The organism is Porphyrobacter sp. MBR-49 (genome assembly GCF_053628655.1).
In genome coordinates this window covers 35,847-53,071 of sequence record NZ_JBRJGU010000008.1, presented here as the reverse complement: position 1 = coordinate 53,071, position 17,225 = coordinate 35,847, and the positions used below count along the sequence as shown (strand labels likewise).

Sequence of the window (17,225 nt, the reverse complement as noted above, 5' to 3'; positions counted from 1 at the left end):
ACCTTTCCCTGCGCGGCGCGTTAATGTGGGATAGGCAGATTTCCTGCTCCAATTTTCGGGACTCCAGACATGATCCACAAACCCGCCCTGCTTGGCGTCAGCTTGGCTGCGCTGGCATTTGCCGCCGCGCCCGCGCTTGCCAATGACGACACCCATGTTCACGAAGACGGTCTTGAATTGCTGGTGGAAGATAGCGCCGCCACCCCCGCTCCGGCCTCGACCCTGCCGACGATGAGCTTTGGCGCATGGGGCGTTGATCCGGCGCTGCTCTCAGCTGAGGTCAAGCCGGGGGATGATTTCTTCGCCTTCGTCAATCAGCCATGGATCGATGCCAACCCGCTGCCGTCCGAATTCAGCCGTCTGGGCGCGTTCACGCTGCTGGGCGAAAAGAGCACCGCTGACGTCAAGGCGCTGATGGATGATCTGCTGGCCAAGGACGCCGCGAGCCTCAGCGAGGATGAGCAGCGGATTGTTGCTGCGTATAATTCCTATCTCGATACCGACGCGATCGAAGCCGCGGGCCTCGCCCCCGCGCAGCCGCATCTTGACCGGATCATGGGCGCGCAGACGCTCGATGATCTGGCGATGCTGTGGGCCGAGCCAGGCTATGCCAGTCCGGTGGGCGGCGGCGTGGGCGTGGATGCCAAGCAGCCCGATCGTCACATTGCCTCGGTCGGGTTTGGCGGATTGGGCCTGCCTGACCGCGATTACTACCTCGACGAAAGCGAAAAAGGCCGCGCGATTCAGGCCGCTTATAAAGCCTACCTTGCCTTCCTGCTGGGTGAGGCACGCTATGCCGATCCGGCGGCGGCAGCCGAAGCGGTCTATGCCTTTGAAGACAGCATCGCCCGCACCGTCGCATGGGATCGCACCGTGCGCCGCAACCGCGATCTGACCTACAATCTGCTGACCGCCGAAGAACTCGCTGCGATCGGCGGCAAGGTGCCGGTGGCCGCGATGATGGCGGCGATGGGGGTTGCGGAAAGCCCCGGCTTCGTCGTCAGCATGATGCCGCCGACCGAGGAAGAAATCGCCGCGCTGGGGCTGGATGAGGCGACGCTCGCCAAGATCGGCACCGGCCTGCCGGGGATGTTCGCGTTGTTGAGCGAAACCCCGGTCGCGACCTTGCAGGCGTGGATGGCGAAGGAGTTTCTGTCGGGCAACGCCGCGGTGCTGCCCAAGCGGTTCGACGATGCCAGCTTTGCATTCTACGGCAAGACCCTGCGCGGCACGCCCGAACAGCGCCCGCGTTGGAAACGCGCGATTGGCGAATCCGAAAGCCTGCTCGGTGAATTGATCGGCAAATCCTATGTCGCGCGTTATTTTCCGCCCGAAAACAAGGCGGCGATGGATGAATTGGTCGCCAACCTGCGGATTGCGCTGCGCGATTCCATCGCAGACATCGACTGGATGGGTGAGGAAACCAAGGTTCAGGCGCGCGCCAAGCTGGATAGTTTCGATCCCAAGATCGGCTATCGCCCCAATCTTGAAACCTACGAAGGCCTCGCCATCATACCGGGCGATCCGATTGCCAACCGCATGGCATCGGCCAAGTGGGAAATGGCCGATAACGTGGCCAAACTGGGCCAGCCGATTGACCGCACCGAATGGTTCATGCTGCCACAGACGGTGAACGCCTATTACAACCCGACCAAGAACGAAATCGTGTTCCCCGCCGCGATTCTGCAACAGCCGTTCTTTGCGCTGAGCAATGATATCGCGGTCAATTACGGCGCGATTGGCGGCGTGATCGGGCATGAAATCGGTCACGGGTTTGACGATCAGGGGTCGAAATCGGACGCCACCGGGATGCTGCGCAATTGGTGGACCGATGATGACCGCAAGGCGTTTGATGCGTTGGGTGATCGGCTGGTGGCGCAATATAACGGCTTCTGCCCGCTCGATAATGGCACCACCTGCGTCAATGGCCGCCTGACGCTCGGCGAGAACATCGGCGATGTCGGTGGGCTGAGCCTCGCCTACCGCGCCTATAAAATCGCGACCAAAGACAAGGACGTGCCAGTGATCGACGGACTGACCGGCGATCAGCGGTTTTTCCTTGCCTGGGCGCAGGTGTGGCGTTCTGCCCAGCGCGAAGAAAACTACCGCACCCGCCTGCGCACCGATAATCACAGCCCCGAGGAATATCGGGTCAACGGCGTCGTGCGCAATCTGGATGAATGGTACGAAGCCTTCGGCGTGAAGCCTGGCGATGCGATGTATCTGCCGCCGGAACAGCGCGTACGCATCTGGTAAGGTTTCTTGTGTGCGTGCCCGCCTCCGCGGGCACGTCCTCGGCGAGCCTCAGGCCTTGTGGGCCTGATCGCCTGCGGCTCGCGCGCGTGCGCTCGCGGCTCGTCCGTTGGCGGGCCGTGTGGCACGCGACACATAGGCCCGCCCCAACATCCGGGCGGGCCTTTTGGTTTGACAGACCGCAATGCCTCGTCAAAGCGCGTTTCCCATGAGTGAAACCATCGCTGCGATCCTGCTCGGCATTCTTGAAGGGCTGACCGAATTCCTGCCCGTGTCATCCACCGGGCACCTGATCCTTGCCACAGAGCTGTTCGGTTATAACGCTGCGCAGTGGGCGCAGTTCAATATCGTCATTCAACTGGGCGCGATTCTGGCGGTGGTCGTCACCTATTTCCGCTATCTTTGGGGAATGCTGATCGGCCTGCTGCGGTGGGAGCCGGTGGCAGTGCGGTTTGTGCGCAATCTGCTGGTGGCGTTCATGCCCGCCGCGGTGATCGGGCTGGCGGTGAAAGACCAGATCGACATGATGCTCGAAAGCCCGCTGGTGGTCGCCTGGGCGCTGCTGGTTGGCGGGGTGGCGATGATCGGGCTGGAAAAGGCGGTGCGCCCCGGCACCGATAGCGGGGTGGCCGATGTGCCGCTGGCCAAGGCAATCGGCATCGGTTTCATGCAATGTCTGGCGATGATCCCCGGCACCAGCCGTTCGGGCGCGACCATCCTTGGCGCGCTGGCGATGGGTGTGGGCCGCAAAACGGCGGCAGAGTTCAGCTTTTTCCTCGCCATCCCGACCATGCTGGGCGCGGCCACGGTCAAGATCGCGTCAGAGCCGGAAAAACTGCTGGCAGGCGGCGGGATGATCGGTTGGGCCGAAATCGCCATCGGCTTTGTCGCCGCGTTTCTGACCGCGATGGTCGTGATCCGCGCGTTTGTGACCTATGTCAGCCGTTTCGGTTTTGCGCCGTTTGCCTATTACCGGATCGTGATTGGCAGCGCGGCGATTATCTGGCTAATGATGCGCTGATATAGAGCCGGGACACGCTCCCGGCGGTGATCGGGGCAGGTGTTACAATGGCAGTGCTGGTGCTGATCTTTTTGGGGGCGTTTCTGGGCTGGCTGGCCTCGATCGTTGCCCGCACCGAAGCGCCGGGCGCGATCCTGCGGCAAATCGCCATCGGGGTGCTGACCGCGCTGGTGGCTGGCACCATTGCCAATGGCGGCACGATGCTGGGCGGGCTATCACTGATCGGTATGGGCGTGGCCGTGGCGGTGAGCGCAGCCGCGCTGGCGCTCTATCACGCGATCCTGCGCCGCCGGATGGTTTAGCATTTCAGCCAGAACGAAGCCGAAGAATAACACCAAGGCCCGTGCGGCGCAGACACAGTGCCAGCGCGCACCGCCCCGTTACCCCGCCCCCGCCAGCTTTTTCGCCCGCCGCCGTTCGGCGCTGGAGCCCAGGCCGATCGCTTCGCGGTATTTGGCCACGGTGCGCCGGGCGAGGTCGAAGCCTTCTTTTTGTAGCATTTCAGCCAGTTGTTGATCGGACAGGATGTTCTTGGCGGTTTCGTCATCGATCAGCGCCTTGATCCGCGCCTTGATCGCGGCGGACGATGCGCCTTCGCCGTCTGCTGACCCGACCCCGCTGGTGAAGAAATATTTCAATTCAAACGTCCCGCGCGCGCAGGCGAGATATTTGTTGCTCGTCACCCGGCTGACCGTGCTTTCGTGCATGTCGATCTTCTCGGCCACTTCGCGCAAGGTCAGCGGGCGCAGTTCGGATACACCGCGGCGAAAGAAGCCTTCCTGCTGGCGCACGATTTCGGCAGCGGTTTTGAGGATGGTTTTCTGCCGCTGGTCAAGCGCGCGGATCAGCCAGTGGGCATCGGCCAGCTTTTCTTTCAGCCAGCCTTGCGATTGCTTGTCCGATACCCCGGCATTGAGTTCGAGAAAGTAGCCGCGATTGACGATCAGCTTGGGCAGGGTTTCCTCGTTCAGCGCGATGTCCCATCCGCCCGCGTTGTTGGCGGTAATCAGGATGTCGGGCACCACGGTGCTGGTAACGGATGATGCAAAGGCGAGGCCGGGGCGCGGGTTGTAACTGCGCAATTCGCGCAGCATGTCGGCGAAATCCTCGTCATCCACCCGGCACAGGCGTTTAAGCCGTTCCACCTCGCCGCGCGCGACCAGATCGAGATTGGCGATCAGCGCCGCCATGCACGGGTCGTAACGATCCGCCTCGCGCGCCTGTATCGCGATGCATTCGGCCAGATTGCGCGCGCCCACGCCGCTGGGGTCAAGCGATTGCACCAGCGCCAGCGCGGCCTCAGCTTCGTCAGGCGTGACGCCGAGATCATCGGCAATCTCGTCAATCGCGGAAGCCAGATAGCCCGCCTCATCGAGCAGCCCGATGATATGGCGCGCGATCAGGGCGGTGCGCGGATCGGAGGCGAGCGCGCCAACTTGTCCGTCGAGATGGTCGGCCAGCGTTACCTCGGCGGCGCGCAATTGCTCCCAGTCTGGCGCATCGCCGAAATCGCCCCCTCCCGCCTCCGCTGCGCCCCATTCGGCATCGCGGGCCAAAGCAGCTGTGCCGTCGCCAGTGTCCCAATCACGGTCGACCGACGCGAGATCGAGCGGCGCATCGCCTTCGCCGCCGCCCAATGCGATCAACTGGTCGGCGGGCGCATCTTCGGGCAGCGCCGCCGCCACTTCGCCGCGCTCTGGCTCATCCGGCTCGGGCGTGGTGGTATCGAGCAACGGGTTGGCCTCAAGCGCCTCGGCAATGAAGCTTTCAATTTCGAGATTGGAGGCCGCCAACAGCTTGATCGCCTGCTGCAATTGCGGCGTCATCACCAGCGATTGGGATTGCCGAAGATCAAGGCGAGGGCCGAGAGCCATGCCTGCCAGCCCTAGAGCGTGAAGCTCTCGCCAAGATAGAGCCGCCGGACGTTCTCATCGGCGACCAGTTCCTGCGGGCTGCCGGAAAACAGCACCTGCCCGCCGTAGATGATGCAGGCGCGGTCAACAATGTCGAGCGTTTCGCGCACGTTGTGATCGGTGATCAGCACCCCGATGCCGCGCGATTTCAGGTCGCGCACCAGCTCGCGGATGTCGCTGATCGACAGCGGATCGATCCCGGCAAAGGGTTCATCCAGCAGCATGATCGAAGGCTTGGCCGCCAGTGCGCGGGCGATCTCGCAGCGCCGCCGCTCGCCGCCTGAAAGCGCCATCGCGGGCGATTCGCGCAGCCGTGTGAGGCCGAATTCGTCGAGCAGGCGTTCCAGTTCAGCCGCGCGGGTGGCGCCGTCAGGCTCGACCAGTTCGAGCACGCAATTGATGTTCTGTTCGACCGTCATCCCGCGGAAAATGCTGGTTTCCTGCGGCAAATAGCCCAGCCCCAGAATCGCGCGGCGATACATCGGCAGGCAGGTCACATCCTCGCCGTCCATCAGGATGCGGCCCGAATCCGGCTTCACCAGACCCATGATCGAATAGAAACAGGTGGTCTTGCCCGCGCCATTGGGGCCAAGCAGGCCGAGCACTTCGCCCTTGGCCACGTGCAGCGAAATATCGGTCAGCACCGCCGTCTTGTCGTAGCTTTTGGCGATCGAAATCACCTCCAGCCCACTGCCCAGCGGTTGGATCGGGGCGGCGGCGGATTCAGCGGGGCTGCCCGCTTCGGATAGCGTCGACGTGCTCATACTCTGCGGTCTTTAGCAGTCTTGAAGCGGCTGGAAAGGGCTTCAAGCAGTTTGGCAGGATTTTTGCTTAGTTGCGGCATCATCGCCGACAATTGCCCTGTCGACTGGGAAAGGCTGTGCGATTCTCGCGGCTTGGGCAATCACTGATGCCTGCCGGGCAACAAGATTTCGCGCGCCGCGCACCCGCTTGCAACTGTGCGCCGCCTTTGCGATACTGCATCCATCACAACAAACCGTTGGGGAGCGGGTATGATGGGCAAAGCAACCGAGCAGGTCAGGGGCAATGGCCGGGTGCGGGACTGGCGCAAGGCGATGAGCGATCATGTCGCCTATGGCCTGCTGGTTTACACCGGATTGCAGATTTTCGTGACTGTAAAGGCACTGTCCGAAGGGACATCGGGGTTGATGCCCTATATGGCGCTGATCGTGCTGGTGGCGGGTATCATCCCGGTGTGCCGCTGGTTCGAAAAACGCTGGTTGAATCTTGATGATGCGCAGGCCGCTGACATGGCCTACGCCGCTGCCTTCCGCCGCGATGTGATCGGGCTGTGGGCGGTGGTGATTGGCCTGCCGTTTGTGCTGACAGTGATTTTCAAGGCGTTGCTGGGGGGGTTGTGATTTCCGTGCACCCCGCCGGGCGCACGAACATCAGGAATTCTTATACCGCTCGATCGCTTCGATCGTGACCTGACGCGCTTCGGCGGCGTCACCCCACTTGCCCACGCGCACCCACTTTTCGGCTTCCAAGTCCTTGTAATGGGTAAAGAAGTGTTCGATCTGCTGGAAGATGATCGACGGCAGATCCTTGGTTTCGGCCACGTCCGAATAATAGGGGAAGGTCGTGTCCACCGGCACGCAGATCAGCTTTTCATCGCCGCCATGTTCGTCTTCGAGGTTGAGCACCCCGATGGGCCGCGCGCGCACCACGCAGCCGGGGATGAAGGGCGAACGCGCAATCACCAGCGCATCCAGCGGATCGCCATCGGGGCTCAACGTGTGCGGCACGAACCCGTAATTCGCCGGATAGCGCATCGGAGTGTGCAGGATGCGGTCGACGAACAGCGCGCCGCTCTCCTTGTCAAACTCGTATTTCACCGGCTCGCCCCCGGTGGGCACTTCGATGATCACGTTGAGTTCTTCGGGCGGGTTCTTGCCGGTGGGGATCTTGTCGATGCGCATGGTGGTCTCTTTGGCTTGGGCCGTGCGTATTCGCTTGCGGCGGAGAGGTTGAATTGTGCCGCGCCCCTTAATCGGTGGCGCAGGATTGCGAAAGACCCCGCGTGGGCTTAATCGCGCGCTTATGAGCAAAAAGACCCCGCAAGCCATCAGAGGCACCCAGGATATTTTCGGCCCCGATGCCGAGGCTTTCGCCTTTGTGGTTGAAACATTCGAGCGCGTGCGGCGGCTTTATCGGTTCCGCCGGGTGGAAATGCCGGTGTTCGAAAAGACCGAGGTGTTCGCGCGTTCGCTGGGCGAAACCACCGATGTGGTGTCGAAAGAAATGTATTCCTTCGACGACCGGGGTGGAGAGTCTCTGACTCTCCGCCCCGAATTCACCGCCGGGATCGCGCGCGCTTTCCTCACCAACGGCTGGCAGCAATATGCGCCGCTGAAGGTGGCGACCCACGGGCCTTTGTTCCGTTACGAACGCCCGCAAAAGGGCCGCTACCGCCAGTTCCACCAGATCGACGCCGAAGTGATCGGCGCGGGCGAGCCGCAGGCGGATGTCGAGCTGCTGGCGATGGCGGATCAGCTGCTGAAAGAGCTGGGCATCCACGATGTGACGCTCCACCTCAACACGCTGGGCGATGCGAACAGCCGCGAGGCATGGCGCGCGGCCTTGATCGACTATTTCGGGGCGGTGAAGGGCGACCTGTCCGAAGAATCGCAGGAACGGCTGGAGAAGAACCCGCTGCGGATTCTCGATTCCAAAGACCCGCGCGACAAACCGTTTCTGGCTGATGCGCCCAAGATCGACGCGTTTTTGTCCGACGAGGCGCAGGCGTTCTTTGCCGCCGTGACCAGCGGACTGGATGCGGCGGGGGTGAAGTGGGCGCGGGCCGAAAGCCTCGTGCGGGGCCTCGATTACTACCGCCACACCGCGTTTGAGTTCATCCCCGACGAGGGCAGCGCCTCAGCAGCGGCCTTGGGCAGCCAGAGCACGGTGCTGGGCGGCGGGCGTTATGATGGGCTGATGGAATCGCTGGGTGGTAAGCCGACGCCCGCAGTTGGCTGGGCTGCAGGAATTGAGCGGCTGGCGATGCTGGTCCAAGCTAGTGAAGGATTTGAGGTTAAGGCTCGAGAATACTCGGTTGTGCGAGTGGCTCTGGTGCCCGAAAGCCCGGCATCGGTAAGTCTAGCACACGAAATTACCAGCCTATTACGCCAAGCAAAGTGGGCTCGCTTCGACAGGCCTTTCGTTACGATTGAATGTTTCACTGGTAGCTTTAGCAAGGCGTTCCAACGAGCGGCGAAAGTCTCGGCAGCGATTGTAGTGGTTGGGCAGGATACCGATAGAGATCGGGCCACATTAAGATTATCAAGTGGAGCATTCGGCGTAGATGCTTGGACCTTTGGCGATGTGCTAACTGTGCTTGAGAACAATGGCTTTTCTTCGCCAGATGTTGAAGTGCAAAGCGAAGATAACTGGGGCCGCGTTATCCTCCCTCCGACTGCGTTCACGCTGACCCGCTCCTAACCCAATCGTCGCCCCGGGCTTGACCCGGGGTCCCGCTTTTTATCTCGCGGCGGGTCATGAAGTAGCGGGATCCCGGATCAAGTCCGGGATGACGAAAGAAGTAGAAACCGATGAACTTCGCGCTCTCTTAGCCCGCATCGTCACCCTGAACTCGTTTCAGGGTCCATCGCGCCGCCTCCACAGCGGCCCGAAATTGCAAAATGGATGCTGAAACAAGTTCAGCATGACGTGTAAGAGAAGCCAACCATGCAAATCCCTCCCGAACGCCTTGACCAGATCGCGCACCGCTTTGCGGAGCTGGAAGCGCGCATGGCGTCCGGCACGCTGGAGGGTGAGGCCTTTGTCCGCGCCAGCCGCGATTACGCCGAACTCCAGACCGTCGCCAAAATCGCCGCCGAGGTGAAAGCCGCGCGCGAGGAAATGGCGGGGCTCAACGCCATGCTCGCCGACCCCGAAATGAAGGCCATGGCGGAGGAGGAACTCGCCGCGCTCAAGGCGACACTCCCCGATCTCGAACGCCGCCTCGCCATCGAATTGCTGCCGCGCGATTCCGCCGATGCCAAGCCCGCGATGCTCGAAATCCGCGCCGGGACGGGGGGCGATGAGGCCGCTCTGTTCGCCGCCGACCTCTACCGGATGTATGAAAAATACGCCGACGAGCAGGGTTGGAAAATCGAGCCGGTCAGCATCAACGCCTCTGAAATCGGGGGCTTCAAGGAAGTGATCGCCAACATCACCGGCACCGGCGTGTTTGCCAAGCTGAAGTTTGAAAGCGGGGTGCACCGGGTGCAGCGCGTGCCCGTGACCGAAAGCGGCGGGCGCATCCACACCAGCGCGGCGACCGTGGCGGTGCTGCCTGAACCCGACGAGGTTGATGTCACGATTGATCCGGGTGATCTAAAAATCGATACCTACCGCGCCAGCGGTTCGGGTGGGCAGCACGTCAACACCACCGATTCCGCCATCCGCATCACCCACCTGCCGACCGGCACGGTAGTGACCTGTCAGGATGGTCGCAGCCAGCACAAGAACAAGGAAAAAGCGATGCAGGTGCTGCGCGCGCGGCTGTTTGAAGCGCAGCGTGAAGCCACCCAAGGCGCAGAGGCCGAGGCGCGCAAGGCGATGGTCGGCAGCGGGGATCGTTCCGAACGCATCCGCACCTATAATTTTCCGCAAGGCCGCGTCACCGATCACCGCATCGGGCTGACGCTGCACAAGCTCGAAGAAGTGCTCGCCGGGCCGGGGCTGGCCGAACTGATCGCCGCGCTGATCGCCGAGGACGAGGGCAAGCGGCTGTCGGCGCTGGCCGAGTAATCGGGGCGCAATGACCGTTTCCGAAGCCATCCGCGCCGCTGCCGAACGGCTTGCCGCCGCCAGCGACACTGCGCGGCTTGATGCCGAATTGCTGATGGCCCACGCGCTGGGGGTCAGCCGCTCGGACATGCTGCTACGGGAGATGCAAAGCCCTGCGCCCGCCGGTTTCGCCGCGCTGGTCGAGCGGCGCGCTGCGCACGAACCGGTCGCCTATATTACCGGGCTTGCGGAGTTTTACGGGCTGGAGCTCACCGTCACCCCCGCCACCCTGATCCCGCGCGGGGATAGCGAGACGCTGATCGCAGCCGCGCTGGAGGTTGCGGGCACGGCTGGCCGCGCGCTTGACCTTGGCACCGGATCGGGGGCGCTGCTGCTGGCGCTGCTGGCGAACCGCGCGGGCTGGCAGGGCGTGGGGGTGGATGCCTCGGCCGCGGCGCTGGCGGTGGCGGCGGGTAATGCCGATGCGCTGGGGCTGGCGAATCACAGCGCGTGGCATCAGCGCGATTGGCACGCCTGGGGCTGGGCGGATGGGCTGGGTACCTTCGATCTCGTCCTGTGCAACCCGCCCTATGTTGAGGCGGATGCCGCGCTTGACCGGCAGGTGCGCGATTATGAACCCGCCAGCGCGCTGTTCGCCGGGCCGCAGGGGCTTGACGATTATCGCGCGCTGATCCCGCAGCTTGGCAAGCTGATTGTGCCGGACGGGATCGCGATTTTCGAAATCGGCGCACGCCAGGCCGAGGCAGTCAGCGCCATCGCTGCCACGGCCGGGTTTGCTGTAGAACTGCGCCGCGACCTTGCTGGCCGACCGCGCGCGCTAATCCTTTGGTAAGCACCCTTCGGTGAGGAAAAGCGCTGTAGGGCTTGGCAAAGTGCTTTTGCATCGCTAATTGGAAAAACAGGCCAGATGATGTGCGAAGGGCGCAAATCGCTGAGCCAAGCTCCTAAACTCGCTTGAATCGGCCGTCTGGGCTTGTCCCCGGCCACGGCAGCACGGAGCGCGCGGCATCTTTTGGCAAGCCAAGGTGATGACGCGCTTTGACGAGGGGTCTGTTGACCGCGCGTGCAAGAATTTTTTGCAGCCGGTCGCTGATTAAGGAACAATTTCCTTGAATAACAATAATCGGAATAACCGTCGTCGTGGACGCGGCAACCGCCCTCAGGGTGGCAATGGCAGTCAGCTCAACCGGATTGACAGCCGCGCGCGGGGCAATGCGCCGCAGATGCTCGACAAGTACAAAAAGCTTGCGCAGGACGCCCATCACAATGGCGACCGGGTGCAGATGGAATATTATCTGCAATTTGCCGACCACTATTTCCGCGTGATCGCCGATAACAAGGCGCGTCAGGATGAAGTGCGCGGCGGACGCCGCCCGGATGAGCGGGAAGCCGCCGAAGAATACAGCGATGATGATTTCGATTTCGACCGGGGCCGCCGCAGCGATCGCCCGTCGCATGATCGGCAGAACGATGACAGCAGGCAGCCGCGCGCCGATGCTGAAGAAGGCGAATCGGGGCAGGAAGGCGAAAGCTCCGCGTCCGATGACCGTGATGACGGCCGCAGCGAATCGCAGCCGCGCCAGCAGAATGCGCGCCGCCAGCCGCGCAAACCGCGTGATGATGCCCGCAGCGAACGGCCTGAGCGTAGCGACCGCCCGGAACGCGGCGCCCGCGCCGAACGCACCGAGCGTCCCGAACGCAGCGAACCACGCGCCGAAAAGCCTGCCGAAAAGCGTGCTGAAAAGCCCGCCCCCCGCGCCCGCAAGCCGCGCCCGCCGGTTGATGCTGATCGTGGGAGCATTGATTCCTCGATCCTCCCGCCGTCGATCCGCGGCGAGGATTCGGGCAATGGTTCTGGTGATGGCGACGGCACGCTCGAAGCGGTCGGCTGATTGATCGCGGGTGCGGTTCGTCCCCGTGGCGGAAACCCGGACAATGGATGCGCGGATTTCCGCAATCCCGGCGCTGATCCAGCGTCGCCCCGCGCTCGCCGCGATTGTGCTGGGGTTGATCGCGGCCTGCGCTTACCCGCCGCTGCACCTGTGGCCGCTGGGCCTTGCCGCGCTGGCGGGGTTCGTGTGGCTGATTTACACCGCCCCCACCAAGCGCGCGGCGCTGTGGCTGGGCTGGTGGTTCGGTTGGGCGCACCTGACGCTCGCCAATAACTGGATCGCGACCGCTTTTACCCATCAGGCCAAGATGCCCGAGGCATTGGGCTGGGTCGCGGTGCCGCTTGTTTGCATGTATCTGGCGATCTATCCCGCCTTGGCCGCGCTGGCGGCGCATCTGCTGGCCCGGCGCGCGCCGTTGCCTGCCTTTGCGCTGGTGCTGGCAGGTGCGTGGGTGCTGGCCGAATGGGCGCGGGGGACGTTCTTCACCGGCTATCCGTGGCCGCCGGCCGGGCTGATGCTGCTCGGCGAGTGGAAAGCGCAGGGGCTGGCGGCGGTGCTGCCGTGGATGGGCACCTATGCGCTGTCCGGGTTTACTGTCGTGCTGGCGGGCCTGTTGCTGTGGGCGCTGATTGCGCGGCGCTGGGTCGTGGCAGGGGCGGGCGCTGTGGTTGTTGCAACGTCGATGCACTTTCCGGCAATCGAGGCCGCGCCGCCGAACAAAGGCCTGAATTACACCCTCGTGCAACCGCTGCTCAAGCAGACCGAAATCAACGATGCGAGCAAGTTCGAGGAACAATTCGTCCGCCTCGCAGACCTCACCATGCCGGGGCGTGATCAGTCGCGGATTGTGCTGTGGCCCGAAAGCGCGATCCCCGATTACCTCGAGGATGGCTATCCCGAACGCTACTATTTCCAAACGACCGCCGGGGCCGACCCGGAGTTTGCGCGGCGGCGGATCGGTGCGGTGATCGGGCCGCAATCGACGCTGCTGGCGGGCGTCGTCAATCTTGACATTGCCGCGCGCAAGGACGGCAGTTTGGGGGCGGTCAGCGCGCGCAATTCGGTGATCGCGCTGGGCGGCGAAGGCGATATCGCGCACCACTATGCCAAGGCGCATCTGGTGCCGTTTGGCGAATATCTGCCGCTGCGCACCTTGCTCGAACCGCTGGGCCTGTCACGGTTGGTGGCGGGCACGATAGATTATGCGCCGGGGCCGGGGCCGCGCACGCTTAATCTGGGCGAGCACGGCAAGGCGGGCATTCAGATCTGCTATGAAATCGTGTTTTCGGGCGCGGTGGTGGATGCTGCCAACCGGCCCGATTACATCTTCAATCCCTCGAACGATGGCTGGTTCGGTACTTGGGGCCCGCCGCAACATCTGGCGCAGGCGCGGATGCGCGCGCTGGAGGAAGGGCTGCCTGTGCTGCGTTCCACCACCACCGGGATCAGCGCGGTGATCGACGCCAATGGCATCGTGCGCGGCGCGATTGGGCCGGGCAAGGCGGATAAGCTCGAAGGTATCGTCCCCACCGCCCTTCCACCGACGCTGTTCGCCCGCGCGGGGCATTGGCTGACGCTGGGCTGGGCGCTGTCCCTGCTGCTGCTGGGGCTGGGGATGCCAAGATTGCTTGCGCTCATCCACCGGCGCGGCTAGGGCGAGCAGGCAAGCAGGCGGACATAAAGGTTTCCTTATATCTGCATAAGGGCCGGTTTTCCGCCAGACACCGCACTTTCAATCCCTCGGAGGATCCATGCGCACCGAATATCTGTTCACCTCTGAAAGCGTTTCCGAAGGCCACCCGGACAAGGTTTCCGACCAGATTTCCGACGGAATCGTCGATCTGCTGCTGTCGAAAGACCCCGAAGCACGCGTCGCCTGCGAAACGTTGACCACCACGCAATGCGTTGTGCTCGCGGGGGAAATCCGCTGCAAGGGCGTGTTTGAAAACGGCGATTGGGTGCCGGGGGCCAAGGAAGAGATCGAAGCCACCGTGCGCGCCACGGTCAAGCGCATCGGTTACGAACAGGATGGTTTCCACTGGGAAACGCTGCGGTTTGAAAACAAGCTGCACGGCCAGTCGGCACATATCGCGCAAGGCGTGGATGCCGGCGACAACAAGGATGAAGGCGCGGGCGATCAGGGGATCATGTTCGGTTACGCAACCGATGAAACCCCCGATCTGATGCCCGCCACGCTGTATTACAGCCACAAGATCCTCGAACGCATGGCAGCCGACCGCCATTCGGGCGCGGCCCCGTTTCTTGAACCCGATGCCAAAAGCCAGGTGACGCTGCGCTATGAAGAATCGCTCCCCGTCGCGGCGACCGCGGTGGTGGTGTCCACCCAGCACAAGCCGGGCTATTGCCTGACCGGGGACAATGCCGACCCGGCCAAATATCGCGAGCTGGAAAGCTACGTAAAGCGCATCGTTGCAGAGATCATTCCGCCGGTGCTGCTGCGCGAAACCGTCTATTACATCAACCCGACCGGGGCGTTTGAAATTGGCGGGCCGGATGGCGACGCAGGCCTGACCGGACGCAAGATCATCGTTGATACCTATGGCGGCGCGGCCCCGCATGGCGGCGGCGCGTTCAGCGGCAAAGACCCGACCAAGGTTGATCGCAGCGCGGCCTACATCACCCGCTATCTTGCCAAGAACGTCGTGGCGGCGGGCCTTGCTACGCGCTGCACCATCCAGATTGCCTATGCCATCGGTGTGTCGCAGCCATTGTCGCTCTATGTCGACACGCATGAAACCGGCACGGTTGGCGATGAAAAGATCGAGGCAGCGCTGCTGAGCATTGCCAAGTTGGGAGGGCTGACCCCGCGCAGCATCCGCACCCATCTGGGCCTCAATAAACCGATCTATCAGCGCGCAGCCGCCTATGGCCATTTCGGGCGCAAGGCCGAAGGGGATTTCTTCCCGTGGGAACGGCTGGATCTGGTCAATGATCTGAAGGCAGCGCTGGCCTGATTTTTCGGGTAGGGCGAAACCGATGGTGACGCCCGCCCCACCCCCTGCTTGCCCGCCCGCTCAACGTATCCTTGCGCTTGATGCGCTGCGCGGGATTGCGGTGATCGGGATCGTGTGGATGAACGTCCTCGCCTTCGCGCTGCCGGGGCCGGCCTATTATAATCTGCTGTCCTACGGCGCGGCCAGCCCAGTCGATTACTGGGTGTGGCTGGGCAGCTTCGTGTTCATCGAGGACAAGTTCCGCACGCTATTCGCGATGCTGTTTGGCGTGGGTTGCCTGATCCTGCTGGAACGCGGCGGGGCGAGCGGCGCGGGGCGTATGTGGCGAGCGCATTATGCTCGCATGGCGGTGCTGTTTGCGATCGGGCTGATCCACGCGACGCTGCTGGCCAGCAATGATGTGCTGCGTGCCTATGCGATCGCGGGGCTTGCGCTGCCGCTGCTGGCCGGATTGTCGGCGCGGGCACTGGTGGCGGTCGCGCTCGGTCTGCTTACGGTGCACCTTGCCCTGGGCTTGACCGCGCTTGGTACCCCCTTGGTCGATTTTCACGTGAAACATTGGGGCACAGACGCGCTGCTGTGGGCGGAGCGGCAATTTGGCCGCGATCCGGCGGCGATGGCGATGCTGCTGGAACAAGGGCGCGAGGGGCTGGGCGAACGGATCGTCCGGCGGGGTCTGGGAATCCCGGCGCAATTGGCGACCATCATGGCCTCAATCCCGATCAACCTTGCCGCCATTGCGCTGGGCATGGGGCTGTGGAAGGCGGGGATGCTGCGGGGCGAATGGCGCACCTTCCGGCTGCAACGCGTGGCGGGAATAGCCGCGCTAGCGGCGCTGCCGGGGCTGCTGGGTTTGGCGGGGTGGCTGGTGGCACAGGGCTTTCCGGCGGCGCTGGTCGGGCCGGTAGCGCTGGTGCTGTCGGCTCCGTTCGATATGCTGCTGGGGCTGACCTATGCGGCGCTGGCGATGGCGTTTCTGGCGCGCGACAACGCGTTCACCCGCCGGCTGGCGGCGGTGGGCAGGTTGTCGCTGACCAATTACCTGATGACCAGCGTGGTGCTCGCCGCGATCTTCGCCCCGTGGGGGCTGGGGCTGTTTGGCGAAGTTACCCGCGCGCAGGCTTTCACGCTCAGTTTCGTGCCGATTGCGGCGATGCTGGCGTGGTCGCCGCTGTGGCTCGCACGATGGGGGCAAGGCCCGTTTGAACGGTTATGGCGCGGCGCGGCGAAGACGCTATCTTAGCCATCCTCACCATGGGTCGGGGAAGGCCGATCGAGCGCCAGTTCGGCATCGGAAAAGGTGAACGGGCTGCGCACCCCCGCCATCCCACCAAGCTCCACCCGCATCCCGCGCGCGATCACCTGAGGATCGGCAAACACCTCGTCCAAGCGATTGATCGGCCCCGCAGGAACGCCCGCAGCATGGCAGGCATCGAGCAGGCCTTGCTTGGTCCACCCCGCTGCCGCCGCCGCGATTTCGGTATCGAGCGCTGCGGCATTGGCGGTGCGATCACCATTGGTGGCAAAGCGCGGATCGGCGGACAGATGGGCCAGCCCCAGCACCGCCATCAGCTTGTGGAACAAGCCGTCATTGGCGGGCGCAAGGATCACGTGGCCATCGGCCACCGCAAACACCCCGTAAGGCGCGACCTGCGCGTGGGCATTGCCCATCCGCGGGGGGTTTTCGCCGGTGGTGAACAGATAGGTCGCCTGATTGGCGAGTAGCCCGACCGAACAATCCATCAGGCTCATGTCGACCTGTTGTCCGCGTCCTGTCCGCGCCCGCATCAATAGCGCCGCCTGAATGCCGTTGGCTGCCCAGATGCCGGTGGTGATGTCAGATATCGAGATGCCCATCTTGACCGGATGGCCGTGCGGCTCCCCAGTCAGCGACATCAGCCCGCTCATCCCCTGCGCGACGAAATCATAGCCCGCTTCGTGCGCGCGCGGCCCGGTTTGGCCGAAGCCGGTGATCGAACAATAGACGAGGCCGGGATTGCCGCCCGCAACGCTCGCGTAATCGAGGCCGAACTTGGCGAGGCTGCCGGTCTTGAAGTTTTCGATCACCACGTCGGCCCCGGCGATCAGCGCCTTGACCCGCGCAAGATCGCCTGCATCCGCGAAATCGGCGATGATCGAGCGTTTGCCGCGATTGCAGGCGTGGTAATAGGCGGCCTCGCGGTGGACCCGCCCCTGCGCATCGGTGCGCTCTACCCAAGGCGGCCCCCACAGCCGGGTGCCATCGCCTTCCGGGCTTTCCACCTTGATCACATCCGCGCCCAGATCAGCGAGGATCTGTCCCGCAAACGGCCCCGCCAGCACCCGCGCCAGTTCCACCACCTTGAGCCCCGCAAGCGGCGCATCGGGGTTGCGGGGCTGGTCGAGCCACATCGCG

Annotated in this window: 15 protein-coding genes; 11 read left to right on the top strand and 4 right to left on the bottom strand. The window is 63.5% G+C overall.

The window, feature by feature from the left end; genetic code table 11:
• The first annotated feature begins 69 nt into the window (after window positions 1-69).
• From ACSSV3_RS11995 to ACSSV3_RS11985, 3 genes are all read left to right on the top strand, one after another.
• Window positions 70-2,256, top strand: a complete 2,187-nt coding sequence (locus ACSSV3_RS11995) for a M13 family metallopeptidase (RefSeq protein ID WP_354326184.1) — start codon at window positions 70-72, stop codon at window positions 2,254-2,256.
• A 205-nt stretch (window positions 2,257-2,461) separates the two neighbouring features.
• Complete coding sequence (locus ACSSV3_RS11990; protein WP_354326183.1) at window positions 2,462-3,274, top strand: undecaprenyl-diphosphate phosphatase; 813 nt, start codon at window positions 2,462-2,464, stop codon at window positions 3,272-3,274.
• A 47-nt stretch (window positions 3,275-3,321) separates the two neighbouring features.
• Window positions 3,322-3,576, top strand: coding sequence for a hypothetical protein (locus ACSSV3_RS11985; RefSeq protein WP_354326181.1), 255 nt, complete (start codon window positions 3,322-3,324; stop codon window positions 3,574-3,576).
• Between the two features lie 78 nt (window positions 3,577-3,654).
• Here the strand turns inward: ACSSV3_RS11985 and rpoN are convergent, their stop codons facing one another.
• Together rpoN and lptB are read right to left on the bottom strand one after the other, a co-directional pair.
• Window positions 3,655-5,148, bottom strand: coding sequence for an RNA polymerase factor sigma-54 (rpoN, locus tag ACSSV3_RS11980; protein ID WP_354326180.1), 1,494 nt, complete (start codon window positions 5,146-5,148; stop codon window positions 3,655-3,657).
• Between the two features lie 11 nt (window positions 5,149-5,159).
• Window positions 5,160-5,951, bottom strand: coding sequence for an LPS export ABC transporter ATP-binding protein (gene lptB, locus ACSSV3_RS11975; protein ID WP_354326178.1), 792 nt, complete (start codon window positions 5,949-5,951; stop codon window positions 5,160-5,162).
• A gap of 249 nt (window positions 5,952-6,200) precedes the next feature.
• Here lptB and ACSSV3_RS11970 point away from each other — a divergent pair, with 249 nt between their 5' ends.
• Entirely contained in the window at window positions 6,201-6,569 is a 369-nt protein-coding gene (locus ACSSV3_RS11970; RefSeq protein WP_354326176.1) for a hypothetical protein, read from the top strand.
• A 30-nt stretch (window positions 6,570-6,599) separates the two neighbouring features.
• Here the strand turns inward: ACSSV3_RS11970 and ppa are convergent, their stop codons facing one another.
• Window positions 6,600-7,130 carry an inorganic diphosphatase gene (gene ppa, locus ACSSV3_RS11965; protein ID WP_354326174.1) on the bottom strand — a complete coding sequence of 177 codons (531 nt, stop codon included), beginning with the start codon at window positions 7,128-7,130 and terminating at the stop codon, window positions 6,600-6,602.
• 121 nt (window positions 7,131-7,251) lie between these two features.
• Here ppa and hisS point away from each other — a divergent pair, with 121 nt between their 5' ends.
• The 7 genes from hisS (at window position 7,252) to ACSSV3_RS11930 (ending at window position 16,073) form a co-directional block, all read left to right on the top strand.
• Window positions 7,252-8,649: a histidine--tRNA ligase gene (gene hisS, locus ACSSV3_RS11960; RefSeq protein WP_354326173.1), complete on the top strand. Its 1,398-nt coding sequence runs from the start codon at window positions 7,252-7,254 to the stop codon at window positions 8,647-8,649.
• Window positions 8,650-8,895: 246 nt separating this feature from the next.
• A complete protein-coding gene (prfA, locus tag ACSSV3_RS11955) occupies window positions 8,896-9,963 on the top strand; it encodes a peptide chain release factor 1 (RefSeq protein ID WP_354326171.1) in 1,068 nt (355 codons plus the stop codon).
• 10 nt (window positions 9,964-9,973) lie between these two features.
• The gene (gene prmC, locus ACSSV3_RS11950) at window positions 9,974-10,795 is read left to right on the top strand and encodes a peptide chain release factor N(5)-glutamine methyltransferase (protein WP_354326169.1); all 822 of its coding nucleotides are present in this window, start codon (window positions 9,974-9,976) and stop codon (window positions 10,793-10,795) included.
• Between the two features lie 277 nt (window positions 10,796-11,072).
• Entirely contained in the window at window positions 11,073-11,855 is a 783-nt protein-coding gene (locus ACSSV3_RS11945; RefSeq protein WP_354326168.1) for a DUF4167 domain-containing protein, read from the top strand.
• Window positions 11,856-11,898: 43 nt separating this feature from the next.
• The gene (lnt, locus tag ACSSV3_RS11940; protein WP_454184816.1) at window positions 11,899-13,509 is read left to right on the top strand and encodes an apolipoprotein N-acyltransferase; all 1,611 of its coding nucleotides are present in this window, start codon (window positions 11,899-11,901) and stop codon (window positions 13,507-13,509) included.
• A gap of 97 nt (window positions 13,510-13,606) precedes the next feature.
• Window positions 13,607-14,830, top strand: coding sequence for a methionine adenosyltransferase (gene metK / locus ACSSV3_RS11935; protein WP_354326166.1), 1,224 nt, complete (start codon window positions 13,607-13,609; stop codon window positions 14,828-14,830).
• 22 nt (window positions 14,831-14,852) lie between these two features.
• A complete protein-coding gene (locus tag ACSSV3_RS11930) occupies window positions 14,853-16,073 on the top strand; it encodes a DUF418 domain-containing protein (RefSeq protein ID WP_354326165.1) in 1,221 nt (406 codons plus the stop codon).
• Here ACSSV3_RS11930 and ACSSV3_RS11925 read toward each other — a convergent pair.
• Window positions 16,070-17,221, bottom strand: a complete 1,152-nt coding sequence (locus tag ACSSV3_RS11925) for a CaiB/BaiF CoA transferase family protein (protein ID WP_354326163.1) — start codon at window positions 17,219-17,221, stop codon at window positions 16,070-16,072. The genes ACSSV3_RS11930 and ACSSV3_RS11925 overlap by 4 nt on opposite strands.
• Window positions 17,222-17,225: the final 4 nt, after the last annotated feature.